Below are 12499 nucleotides of genomic sequence, written 5' to 3' on the forward strand. Positions count from 1 at the left end.
GTGTCAGAAGAAAAAATTTATGATGTGATCATTATCGGGGCTGGTCCTGCCGGGATGACGGCAGCTGTCTATACATCCCGTGCCAATATGTCGACACTCATGATTGAACGCGGAGTTCCGGGCGGTCAAATGGCCAATACAGAGGATGTTGAAAATTATCCAGGATATGAGCATATTTTAGGGCCAGAATTGGCGACGAAAATGTTTGAACATGCGAAAAAGTTCGGAGCCGAGTACGCTTACGGCGATGTGAAAGAAATAATAGATGGAGAAGAGTACAAAACGATTGTTGTCGGCAATAAGCAATATAAGGCGCGCGCGATTATTATTGCAACAGGGGCGGAATACAAAAAACTCGGAGTCCCAGGCGAAGCAGAATTAAGCGGTCGCGGTGTTTCATATTGCGCTGTTTGCGACGGGGCCTTTTTCAAAGGAAAAGATCTTGTGGTGGTCGGCGGCGGAGATTCAGCAGTCGAAGAAGGAGTGTATTTAACTCGTTTTGCTAATAAGGTAACGATTGTTCATCGCCGCGATAAGTTGCGGGCGCAAAAAATTTTGCAAGACCGCGCATTCGCCAATGAGAAAATTGATTTTATTTGGAATCATACAGTGAAGCAAATCAATGAAAAAGATGGAAAAGTCGGTGGCGTTACGCTGGTGAACACACAAACAGGGGAAGAACAGGAATTTGCTTGCGATGGTGTCTTTATTTATATTGGGATGCTGCCTCTTTCGAAGCCATTTGCCAACCTCGGCATTACAAATGAAAGCGGCTATATTGAGACAAATGAGCGCATGGAGACGAAAGTGCCAGGCATTTTTGCCGCCGGAGATGTTCGCGAAAAGTCGCTCCGCCAGATCGTGACGGCAACAGGCGACGGCAGCATTGCTGCGCAAAGCGCCCAGCATTATGTCGAAGAGTTAAAAGAAGCATTAAAAGTGAAATAATCATTTAACATAAACGTAACCGATGTTTAACTCGATTGTAACACGGCTGAAATAATTTTCCTTTATGATAAAGGTAAGTAATTGACCCCCTTTTATATAAATCCATTTTAAGCGCACGGGTATCTTCCCCGTGCTTCTTTTTTGGCATTTTTCACTTTTTCAAGCAAGAGCCTGTTGACGATATCCAACTAGCACCATATTCGCAGAAATAGTATAATAAAGTAAATTGTACTCAAGTGATGTTGAGGTGAGCGTGTTGCAACGCGTAACAAATTGTGTCTTATTAAAAGATGGAAATGTATTGTTATTACAAAAGCCGCGACGCGGTTGGTGGGTCGCTCCCGGCGGCAAAATGGAACAAGGAGAAACAATTAGAGAAGCATGCGTTCGCGAATACCGTGAGGAAACAGGAATTTATTTGAAAAATCCTGACCTCAAAGGCGTGTTTACAATTCTAATTAAAGATGGGGAACAAATCGTTTCTGAGTGGATGATGTTTACATTTCTTGCTACTGAGTTCGATGGGGAGCATGTTTCGCATTCTGAAGAGGGGACGCTCCAGTGGCACCCTGTGGAAACGATTCGCGAACTTCCGATGGCGCCGGGGGATTATCATATTTTGGACTATGTGCTGAAAGGTTCCGGTTTAATGTACGGTACGTTTGTATATACAGAAGATTTTCAGCTGCTTTCTTATCGATTAGACCCAAGTTGAGGGGAGAGAATGAGAATGAGCACAGGCTCAATAAGCGACATTCAAATGGTCATCATTACCGGTATGTCAGGAGCGGGCAAAACGGTAGCGATTCAAAGTTTTGAAGATTTAGGATTTTTTTGTGTTGACAATCTTCCGCCAACGTTGCTTCCAAAATTTTTGGAGTTAATGAAAGAATCCGGGAATAAGATGAATAAAGTAGCACTTGTGATGGATTTAAGGAGCCGCGACTTTTTTGATAGTTTGTTTGCTGCGCTAGATGATTTAGCCGAACGTTCATGGGTAACGCCGCAAATTTTATTTCTTGACGCGAAAGATTCCACTTTGGTGGCGCGCTATAAGGAAACGCGGCGCACTCATCCGCTCGCTCCGAACGGATTGCCGCTTGAGGGCATTCGATTAGAGAGAGAGTTGTTGGAGGAACTAAAAGGAAGAGCGCAAATCATTTACGATACATCCGACTTAAAGCCAAGGGAATTACGTGAAAAGATTTTGCAGCAATTTTCTTCTCATGCGCATCAAACATTTACTGTAAATGTTGTTTCGTTTGGCTTTAAGTACGGGCTGCCTATTGACGCGGATTTAGTATTTGATGTAAGATTTTTGCCAAATCCGCATTATATCGAACATATGCGCCCGAAGACGGGACTTGATGAAGAAGTATCTTCCTACGTTCTCAAGTGGAACGAAACGCAAAAATTTCTTGAAAAAGTGATCGATTTATTGACTTTTATGCTGCCGCATTATAAACGTGAAGGAAAAAGCCAACTGGTGATCGCGATCGGTTGCACGGGCGGACAGCACCGTTCTGTGGCGCTTGCCGAATATATTGCTAACCATTTTTCCGCCGACTATAAAACGCACGTTTCCCATCGCGATATGGGAAAAAGAAAGGAAAAGCATTCATGAGTGCGAAACTATATCCGAAGATCGTGATCATTGGCGGCGGAACGGGACTGCCCGTATTGCTCAGAGGGCTAAAGCAATATGCTGTTGACATTACGGCGATTGTGACTGTTGCGGATGATGGAGGCAGCTCAGGAAGGCTTCGCGATGAGCTCGATATTCCTCCGCCCGGTGACATTCGCAACGTATTGGCGGCCTTGTCGGATGTCGAACCGCTGATTGTTGAACTGTTTCAGCACCGATTTGAAAATGGAAACGGTTTATCGGGACATTCGGTAGGCAATTTAATTTTAGCGGCGATGACATCGATTACAGGGGATTTCGTGAAGGCGATTCGTGAAATGAGTAAAGTGCTGAACGTGCGCGGCAAAGTGCTTCCAGCAGCCAATAAAAGCGTTGTCCTTCATGCAGAAATGGAAGATGGGACGATTGTTTCTGGAGAATCAAAAATTCCTTATTCGGGAAAAAAAATTAAAAAGGTATTTTTAACTCCAGAGCAAATCGAGCCGCTTGAAGAAGCACTGCATGAAATTCGTTGCGCTGATTTAATTGTCATCGGACCAGGGAGTTTGTATACAAGCATTTTACCTAACCTATTAGTCCCGAAAATCGGTCAGGAAGTGTGTGGGGCCAAAGCGAAAAAAATTTATATATGCAATGTCATGACCCAGGCAGGAGAAACATTACATTACACAGCGAGCGATCATGTGAAAGCGCTGTATGACCATATGGAATGTGCGTTTTTGGACATGATTCTCGTCAATAGTGGGCACATTCCTAAGGATATTCAGCAGCGTTATGCGGAAGAGCTGTCAGAGCCAGTCAAAGAAGATGTTGAAAAATTAGAAGAATTGGGATTGACGGTGATTCGCGAGCATATTGTAAGTTATGAAGACCGCGTTATTCGTCATGACACAAAAAAAGTAGCGGCATTGCTCGTTTCACTTTTAAAAACGCGTTAGGACCGCACCTCCTTATATTTTTCTAAAACGCTGAATCATGGAGGTGAGAATGTTGTCGTTTGCATCGGAAACAAAAAAAGAATTAACGAATTTAGAAGTCAAGCCTTGCTGCTTAAAAGCAGAACTGTCTGCCTTGTTGCGCATGAATGGCTCCCTTTCCTTTTCAAACCGCAAGCTCACGGTGGATGTGCAAACGGAAAATGCTGCAATTGCCAGGCGCATTTATACGCTGATGAAGAAAGGATATACAGTTGGCGTTGAGCTGCTTGTGCGCAAAAAAATGCGCTTAAAGAAAAATAACGTATACATTGTCCGGGTAGTAGAAGGTGCCCGCGAATTGCTAGAGGATTTAAAAATTTTGGAAGGATCTTTTTCATTCATTCGAGTCATTTTGCCGGAGCTTGTCAAGAAAAAATGCTGCAAGCGTTCCTACCTGCGCGGCGCATTCCTCGCCGGCGGGTCGGTCAATAACCCGGAAACGTCCTCGTACCATTTAGAAATTTTTTCGCTTTATAAAGAACATAACGATTCGTTATGTGAATTAATGAACAGCCATTTTCTGCTGCATGCGAAAACGCTGGAACGAAAAAAAGGATTTATTACGTATTTAAAAGAAGCGGAAAAAATTTCGGAGTTTCTCAATATTATTGGCGCCCATCAAGCGCTGCTCCGTTTCGAGGACGTTCGCATCGTTCGCGATATGAGAAATTCGGTGAACCGTCTTGTCAATTGCGAAACGGCCAATCTCAATAAAACGATTGGAGCCGCCATTCGTCAGGTGGAAAACATTCGCTACATTGATGAGACGATCGGGCTCGGCGCACTTCCTGACAAGTTGCGGGAAATTGCTGAGTTGCGCGTCACCTACCAAGATGTCACATTAAAAGAACTAGGGGAAATGGTATCCGGAGGGAAAATTAGTAAATCGGGCATTAATCATCGGTTGCGGAAAATCGATGAAATTGCTGAAAAGCTACGGGCGGGCCAACCCGTAGACTTTCATAAATCACTTTAGGAGAAGGGGAGAAGAAACATGGTGGAGAAGCAAGTGAAAGTATTGTTGAAAACCGGTTTGCAAGCGCGTCCTGCCGCATTGTTTGTTCAGGAAGCGAACCGCTTTTCTTCGGATATTTACCTTGAAAAAGACGGCAAAAAAGTGAATGCTAAAAGTATTATGGGTTTGATGAGTTTGGCGGTCAGCTCTGGTTCGGATATTACTTTGATCGCTGACGGCCCGGACGAGAAAGAGGCACTCGAAGCGTTAGCGAAATATATACAAAATGAGGCTTGATTAAAAAGGCTGTTCTCGAAAAGAGAACAGCCTTTTTGATTACTTCTCGTCAACGCGCGTTAAAACGCGGTCGATCAATCCGTATTCTTTTGCTTTTTCCGCCGTCATAAAGTTATCGCGGTCTGTATCGCGCTCGATCACTTCAATTGGCTGGCCCGTATTTTCAGAAAGAATGCGGTTTAATTTATCGCGTAAGAATAAGATGCGTTTTGCAGCGATTTCAATTTCTGTCGCTTGACCTTGTACGCCGCCAAGAGGTTGGTGAATCATAATTTCACTGTTTGGCAATGCAAACCGTTTTCCTTTAGCACCTGCTGCAAGCAGGAATGCCCCCATCGATGCAGCCATGCCGATGCAAATAGTGGATACATCCGGCTTAATAAACTGCATCGTATCATAAATCGCCATTCCAGCTGTAATCGAACCACCTGGGCTGTTAATGTAAAGTGAAATATCTTTTTCCGGGTCTTCAGCGGCTAAAAATAAAAGCTGAGAAACAATCGAATTGGCTACATGGTCGTCAATCGCGCTTCCTAAAATAATAATGCGGTCTTTAAGTAAGCGGGAGTAAATGTCGTATGCGCGTTCTCCGCGACTCGTCTGCTCAATGACCGTAGGAATTAAATTCATGAAGTTTCCTCCTTTACCAATCGGTTAAAATCCTATGTATTCTTATGATACATAATTGGTCAATGAAGGTCAAACAAAAAGCGTTGATCCTTCTTGTACATTATTATTCGTCTTTTCCTTCGCTCATCCCTTTTTTTCAGCATATCCGCTTTTCTACTTTTTAAACACTTCTCTTCCCGATTATAAAAACAGCTTTTAACATATCCACGGATTCATCTCCTACCTCTAAACGAGAGTGTAGGTGGGAAAGGTTCATTATTACAGAAGGAATTTTATGGTGTGAAGGCGAATTTCTATTAGTAAGCAAATGTTACTCATTGTAAATATGGCTAAATCGCATTGGATAAGCCTTTTTTAACATAATCCACCGAGAAGTCTCCCACCTCTGAACGGAGTGTAGGTGGGGGAGGTTCACAGGAACAGCAAAAAAGCGACATTCTTCTCTGATCCGACTTGCTATATCGGTTTATATCCTAACTTTAAAGGGATGTCATGGGGGTAAAACTTAAAAAATATTACTCGAAAATGATTTTATGTAAAAAATGGTAATTAAAATTCAGAATGGTGAGTAATATTTTTTGGAGGTTTTAGCGTTGCTCTGAAAGTCATATTTTTTGTGGAGGGGAGAAGAATTGAAAAAAGTTATGACTTTCCGCCTTTTATCTTTACTCGTTGTTTTGATGTTATGGTTTTCAGCTGTTCCTTTTACCCAAAAAGCATTGGCAGCCAGTTATAATAGTTATATGCCGGATCCAACAAAGATTTTACGCTATGCCTACTATGAAGGAACTAGCATTAAAGAGTTTAGCCATGTTCAAAATCAGCAATATATATGGAAAGAGATCTACTCTTATGGCGAGACAGATCATACGTCTACTGAAACGTATCGAGAAGATCAACACGGTCTTGTATATGACGACGGCTATTCTGTTTTGAAACTTGTTTATCCGCTTCAACTAGGAAAAACTTGGTCTTATGTCAATGGCAACGGAAAGAAAATTACTTGTACAGTTGTCGCGTTAAATAAAACGGTGAAAACCAAGGCGGGCACATTTCAAAATGTCGTTGAGGTCAAAGAAAGCGATGGAAGGCATCGATATTACGCAAAGAATTTAGGCTTGATCAAATCGGAAAACCCTTCGCTCGTTTATGGCGACCCGGAATATGTAGAATTAATTTCGATCAAGAAAAAAGTATCCGTAATGTGGGGAACAGAGGAATTAAAAAGAGGGCAAATCGGGAGAATTACTATTGTCAAGCCGATTAATTTATGGAAAAGGGACAAAACAAATCAATTACACTTTGTAAGAGTGTTAAAGCCAGGCGAACGATATCGTGTATATACGTATGATCATCGCTATGGAGGTCAGTATGGTGTAGGCGGCGGGTATTATATTACAAAAATACCTTCACATATTAAATATGAAACCCCATCAAAACGGTTGTTAGAGATGGTTAAAAAGTTATATTCAGAATAAAAAAGCTAAGAGATATATGCCAGAAGAGTCAAAGTATTTTATGGAGCAGCTGTGGCCATAAGGGGCTGCAGCTGCTTCACTTTATCTGTATTTTCACAGAGGATGGGTTTTGTTTACAGCGTTTGTAACTGGGAGGCGTGTTATAGCCAATGAGTGAATACTTTGGGCGCCCATTCCAATGCAATGTTAATAAACCAGGAAAATTATAGGAATGTATGAAAATTATTTTTCTCTTGCAAAAACAACCCCTATTCACTATAATTGAATGTGCAACTGAAAATTTTGCCCTCGTAGTGTAGTGGATAGCACGAGAGATTCCGGTTCTCTTAGCGTGGGTTCGAATCCTGCCGAGGGCGTAAAAAAAGACCTGTCATCATTTGGTGACAGGTCTTTTTTTGCCGATTGGCTGAATATATATCAAAACAATCAATCGTTTGCAGAGAAGTGCGAAAAAATTTATTTCCATATACGTTTTCAATGTCTTGATGTACAATAATGAAGAAGGGGGCGTGAGATCATGAGAGCGGAGCTGTTTCAAGAGCAACGCTTGCACCTCTCGTTGACAAAAGAACTCACTCAAGCGATTGAGTTATTGCAATATTCTACGCTGGAACTGCGTTCTTTTTTATATGAGCAGTCATTAGAGAATCCTTTTATTGAAATTAGGGATCATAAACCAATTGGCACTCATAAACAACCGTGGAACGGAGAAAAGAAAAACTGGATTGAGAATATCGGAAAATCGTCAGAAACGTTAGCAACCCATTTAAAAGCACAGCTTCATACGATTTCTTTGTCCCCGAAAAAACGGCACGTTCTTCATTATTTAATTGCCTCCCTTGACGACGATGGCTATTTGCGGATTGATATGAAAGAAACCGCTATATTGTTAGCGCTATCAGAAGAAGAGTTGGAAGAGTGCGTGCAGCTTTTGCAGTCGCTTGAACCAGCGGGAGTGGGGGCACGCAGCCTGCAGGAATGCTTATTGCTGCAGCTTGAGCGGTTGCCTGTGCGGTATGAACTCGCTGAGCAGATCGTCGCCCATCATTTTGCAGCGTTTGCTGAAAAAGCTTGGAAGGCGTTGGCGAAGCAACTGCGGGTTAAAGTGTCCGATTTACAGAATGTTTGGGATTTCATTCGCACGCTCGAGCCGCGGCCAGGCAGCCACTATGCAGGGGAAGAACCGCATTTCATTGTGCCAGATGTAGTTGTCACGCAGCGCGAAGGCAAAATTTACGTGCTGTTGAACGATGATGTTCTTCCTGAGGTCGTTTGGAATCATGCTTACGAGAAAAAAGTCACAAACGAACATGATGATCAAACAGAATCATTTATTAAAGAAAAGTACCGCCAGTTTATATGGCTGGCCAAAAGCTTAGAACAACGAAAACAGACGTTAGTCCATGTCGTAAAAGAAATGATGGAGCGACAAAAGCAATGCCTGCAAGAAGGATTGGCTGCCCTAAAGCCCTTGACGATGCGTGACATTGCAGAGGCTTTGAATATCCATGAATCGACGGTCAGCCGTGCGGTAAAAAACAAATACGTTCAAACGCCATTTGGCACAGTTGAACTTCGCCATTTTTTTACGAACTCTCTTTCTTCATCAAATAATGAAGAAGAAGCGTCAGCAGCAAAAACGAAAGCGCTTATTAAACAGTTGATCGATGGCGAAGATAAACGCGCTCCTCTGTCAGATCAGGCGATTGCCGATTTGCTAGGCAAAGAGCACGGGATCGCCATTTCACGGAGAACTGTAACGAAATATCGGGAACAACTTCATATTCCATCGTCGGCGAAAAGAAAACGGTATTAGGATGTGAACGTGATGATTGTACAGCTTTATTCCAAAATCGACTGTCCTTTATGCGAAAAAGCAAAATTCATTCTATCAGAACTACAAAGTGAGTTAGCATTTGAGATTGAAGAGATTGATATTTATCAAGATGACGCGCTGCTGGAGAAATATCAGCTTATGATTCCTGTCGTTTCCGTTGAGGGGGAGGAACTCGCCTACGGGCTTATTCAAAAAGATTTTGTAAGAAAGCGTTTACTTGAACGAATGTACCGTTGAACATCCATGCTACTCCTGTTACAATAAAGATGAGGGCAGGAGTAATTTTTTTTACGCGAGCGGGACAAAATATGTCATAGCGGGACGTAAAATGTCCATATACTATGAACAAGGGGAAGGGAACGAAATTGCAACTATTGATTGATGCACAAAAAAAATTATTGCCTGATCTTCTTGAATTAATGCAAAAACGTTATCAAATTTTGCAGTACGTTCGGTTAATGCAGCCGATTGGAAGAAGGGCGCTCTCTAGCAGCGTTGGCATCAGCGAACGCGTTCTTCGAGCGGAAGTGCAATTTTTAAAAGAACAAAACTTACTTACGATCAGTTCAGCCGGTATGTACATCACGCCGGAAGGAGATGAACTGCTGCGGATTCTCGAAGACGTAATGAAGGAAGTGTTAGGTTTAAAGGATTTAGAAAAGAAAATAAAGAGCATACTTCCTGTTGAAGATTGTATTGTTGTCGCCGGTGATAGTGATCTTTCTCCTTGGGTTAAAAAAGAAATGGGAAGAGCTTGTGTAGCGTGCATGAAAGAAAGATTGGCGAGTCAAAACATTGTCGCGGTCACAGGTGGAACAACGCTTGCGGCAGTTGCAGATATGATGACTCCAGATTTGAAGGCGCACGAGCTATTATTTGTCCCTGCCCGCGGTGGTTTAGGTGAACATGTCGAAAACCAAGCGAACACGATTTGCGCTAAGATGGCGGAAAAAACGATGGGAAATTATCGCCTTCTTCATGTACCAGATCATTTAAGCAACGAGACATACCAGTCGCTTATTGAGGAACCGACCGTGAAAGAAGTGCTTCAGCTTATTAAATCATCGCATATGGTCGTACATGGAATTGGAGAGGCTATTACAATGGCAAAGCGCCGCAAAACGTGCGAAGAAGACATGGAGAAAATCAGAGAAGGTCATGCGGTCGCTGAAGCGTTTGGTTATTACTTTAATGAAGAGGGCCAAGTTGTCCATAAAGTGCAGACGATTGGCATTCAATTAGAAGATATTCAACATGCTCAACATGTGATTGCGGTCGCTGGCGGTGCCTCAAAAGCGAAGGCAATTAGGGCGTATATGAAACAGGCCCCTCGTTCGATTTTAATCACGGACGAAGGAGCAGCAAAAGCGTTAGTAAGGGAGTCACATCCCCTAACATAAACATTTATTAAAGGAGGAGCTACAAATGGCTGTAAAAATTGGTATTAACGGTTTCGGTCGCATCGGTCGTAACGTATTTCGCGCAGCATTAAAAAACCCTAACATCGAGGTGGTTGCTGTTAACGACTTAACAGATGCTAAAACATTAGCACACCTTTTAAAATATGATTCTGTTCATGGCACATTAGACGCGGAAGTGTCTGTCAACGGCAACAATCTTGTAGTGAACGGAAAAGAAATTGTGGTAAAAGCAGAGCGCGACCCAGCACAATTAGCATGGGGCGAACTAGGCGTGGATATCGTGGTAGAATCAACAGGACGATTCACAAAACGCGAAGATGCAGCGAAGCATTTAGAAGCAGGTGCGAAAAAAGTCATTATTTCCGCACCAGCAACAAATGAAGACATTACAATCGTCATGGGAGTCAATCAAGATAAATACGATCCAGCAAGCCATCACGTTATTTCCAACGCTTCTTGTACGACAAACTGTTTGGCGCCGTTTGCAAAAGTATTGCATGAAAAATTTGGGATTGTTCGCGGCATGATGACAACGGTTCACGCGTACACAAACGATCAACAAATCCTTGATTTACCGCATAAAGATTTGCGTCGTGCTCGCGCGGCAGCGGAATCGATTATTCCAACAAGCACAGGTGCGGCAAAAGCAGTTGCTCTTGTGTTGCCAGAATTAAAAGGAAAATTGAACGGCATGGCTATGCGCGTTCCAGTATCTAACGTGTCGGTCGTAGACCTTGTCGCAGAGCTTGAGAAAGAAGTAACAGTAGAAGAAGTGAACGCGGCGCTTAAAGCGGCGGCTGAGGGGGAACTAAAAGGCATCCTCGCTTACAATGAAGAACCGCTTGTGTCTCGTGATTACAATGGAAATCCAGCATCATCAACGATTGACGCTCTTTCTACCATGGTCATGGAAGGAAAAATGGTTAAAGTGGTCTCCTGGTATGATAATGAAACAGGCTACTCAAACCGTGTAGTCGACCTTGCTCAATATATTGCATCAAAAGGTTTATAATTCATTTGTCTTTCACGCTCAATCAAGTCTATAATAGTGAAATGGAGAGGGGAGCGGGGGAAATCCCCACTCCCTTTCGCATGCCAAAACACGATTAAAGGAGGCCGTTTTGCCATGAACAAAAAAACCGTCCGTGACATCGATGTGAAAGGAAAACGGGTCTTTTGCCGCGTCGATTTTAACGTGCCGATGCAAGATGGCAAAGTGACAGACGACACGCGTATTCGCGCTGCTTTGCCGACGATTCAATATTTGTCGGAGCAAGGAGCGAAAGTGATTTTAGCGAGCCATCTTGGCCGTCCAAAGGGAAAAGTCGTCGAAGAAATGCGTTTAAATGCCGTAGCAGAGCGTTTAAGCGAACTTCTAGGTAAAAAAGTCATCAAAACAGACGAAGCATATGGTGATGCGGTAAAAGCGGCAATTAATGAAATGAATGAAGGCGATGTATTGCTGCTTGAAAATGTGCGCTTCTATCCAGGAGAAGAAAAAAATGATCCTGAGTTAGCGAAGGCGTTTGCCGAGTTGGCAGACATATATGTCAACGATGCATTTGGAGCAGCTCACCGCGCTCATGCATCAACGGAAGGAATCGCACACTACTTGCCAGCAGTGGCGGGCTTTTTAATGGAAAAAGAAATTGAGGTGTTAGGAAAAGCTCTTTCCAACCCAGACCGTCCATTCACGGCGATTATTGGCGGAGCGAAAGTGAAGGACAAAATTGGCGTGATTGACAACTTGCTTGAGAAGGTGGACAACCTTATTATCGGCGGCGGCCTTGCTTACACGTTTGTGAAAGCGTTAGGTCACGAAATCGGCCAATCGTTGCTTGAAGAAGACAAGATTGAGCTAGCCAAATCGTTTATGGAAAAAGCGAAAGAAAAAGGCGTGAACTTCTATATGCCGGTTGATGCGGTAGTAGCGGACGCTTTTTCCAGCGATGCCAACACAAAAATTGTCAATATTGACGAAATTCCAAGCGATTGGCAAGGTCTTGATATCGGTCCAAAAACGCGCGAATTGTACCGCGATGTGATTTTAAAATCAAAGCTTGTCATTTGGAACGGACCGATGGGTGTATTTGAGATGGATGCGTTTGCGGAAGGAACAAAAGCGGTGGCTCAAGCGCTAGCTGATGCGAAAGATACATATACAGTCATCGGTGGCGGTGATTCGGCAGCGGCTGTTGAGAAATTTGGGTTAGCAGAACACATGGACCATATCTCAACGGGCGGTGGAGCGTCGCTTGAATTTATGGAAGGCAAACAGCTTCCAGGCGTTGTTGCTTTGAATGATAAATAA

12 protein-coding genes, 1 tRNA gene and 1 pseudogene are annotated in these 12499 nt (G+C 43.1%); 13 read left to right on the forward strand and 1 reads right to left on the reverse strand.

Going from position 1 to position 12499, the window contains the following annotated elements:
• The 6 genes from trxB to N667_RS0112710 all read left to right on the forward strand — a co-directional run bounded on the left by trxB (position 1) and on the right by N667_RS0112710 (position 4822).
• A complete protein-coding gene (gene trxB, locus N667_RS0112685) occupies positions 1 to 948 on the forward strand; it encodes a thioredoxin-disulfide reductase (RefSeq protein WP_027409923.1) in 948 nt (315 codons plus the stop codon).
• A 256-nt stretch (positions 949 to 1204) separates the two neighbouring features.
• Positions 1205 to 1663 (forward strand): NUDIX hydrolase, encoded by a 459-nt coding sequence (locus N667_RS0112690; protein WP_027409924.1) that lies wholly within the window; start codon positions 1205 to 1207, stop codon positions 1661 to 1663.
• 15 nt (positions 1664 to 1678) lie between these two features.
• Positions 1679 to 2572, forward strand: coding sequence for an RNase adapter RapZ (gene rapZ / locus N667_RS0112695; protein ID WP_027409925.1), 894 nt, complete (start codon positions 1679 to 1681; stop codon positions 2570 to 2572).
• Positions 2569 to 3531, forward strand: coding sequence for a uridine diphosphate-N-acetylglucosamine-binding protein YvcK (gene yvcK, locus N667_RS0112700; protein WP_027409926.1), 963 nt, complete (start codon positions 2569 to 2571; stop codon positions 3529 to 3531). Before rapZ ends, yvcK begins: the two co-directional genes overlap by 4 nt.
• Before the next feature lie 52 nt (positions 3532 to 3583).
• Positions 3584 to 4546, forward strand: a complete 963-nt coding sequence (gene whiA, locus N667_RS0112705; RefSeq protein ID WP_027409927.1) for a DNA-binding protein WhiA — start codon at positions 3584 to 3586, stop codon at positions 4544 to 4546.
• An 18-nt stretch (positions 4547 to 4564) separates the two neighbouring features.
• The gene (locus tag N667_RS0112710; RefSeq protein WP_027409928.1) at positions 4565 to 4822 is read left to right on the forward strand and encodes an HPr family phosphocarrier protein; all 258 of its coding nucleotides are present in this window, start codon (positions 4565 to 4567) and stop codon (positions 4820 to 4822) included.
• 39 nt (positions 4823 to 4861) lie between these two features.
• On the opposite strand, the gene clpP is transcribed toward N667_RS0112710, so the two are convergent.
• Positions 4862 to 5452 (reverse strand): ATP-dependent Clp endopeptidase proteolytic subunit ClpP, encoded by a 591-nt coding sequence (gene clpP / locus N667_RS0112715; RefSeq protein WP_003397299.1) that lies wholly within the window; start codon positions 5450 to 5452, stop codon positions 4862 to 4864.
• A gap of 1199 nt (positions 5453 to 6651) precedes the next feature.
• Between clpP and N667_RS20220 the strand changes: the two are divergent.
• The 7 genes and pseudogenes from N667_RS20220 to N667_RS0112750 all read left to right on the forward strand — a co-directional run.
• Positions 6652 to 6930: pseudogene (locus tag N667_RS20220) on the forward strand (alpha-amylase); the annotation flags it as partial.
• 284 nt (positions 6931 to 7214) lie between these two features.
• Positions 7215 to 7286: transfer RNA gene (locus tag N667_RS0112725), tRNA-Arg, on the forward strand.
• 161 nt (positions 7287 to 7447) lie between these two features.
• On the forward strand, positions 7448 to 8746 hold the full coding sequence (gene rpoN, locus N667_RS0112730) for an RNA polymerase factor sigma-54 (protein WP_027409930.1): 1299 nt from the start codon (positions 7448 to 7450) through the stop codon (positions 8744 to 8746).
• A 12-nt stretch (positions 8747 to 8758) separates the two neighbouring features.
• Positions 8759 to 9004: a glutaredoxin family protein gene (locus tag N667_RS0112735; RefSeq protein WP_027409931.1), complete on the forward strand. Its 246-nt coding sequence runs from the start codon at positions 8759 to 8761 to the stop codon at positions 9002 to 9004.
• 128 nt (positions 9005 to 9132) lie between these two features.
• Entirely contained in the window at positions 9133 to 10167 is a 1035-nt protein-coding gene (locus tag N667_RS0112740; protein ID WP_027409932.1) for a sugar-binding transcriptional regulator, read from the forward strand.
• A gap of 25 nt (positions 10168 to 10192) precedes the next feature.
• Positions 10193 to 11200, forward strand: coding sequence for a type I glyceraldehyde-3-phosphate dehydrogenase (gene gap / locus N667_RS0112745; protein WP_027409933.1), 1008 nt, complete (start codon positions 10193 to 10195; stop codon positions 11198 to 11200).
• A 114-nt stretch (positions 11201 to 11314) separates the two neighbouring features.
• On the forward strand, positions 11315 to 12499 hold the full coding sequence (locus N667_RS0112750) for a phosphoglycerate kinase (protein ID WP_027409934.1): 1185 nt from the start codon (positions 11315 to 11317) through the stop codon (positions 12497 to 12499).

The sequence above is a fragment of the Anoxybacillus tepidamans PS2 genome (assembly GCF_000620165.1).
Classification (GTDB): Bacteria; Bacillota; Bacilli; order Bacillales; family Anoxybacillaceae; genus Anoxybacteroides; species Anoxybacteroides tepidamans_A.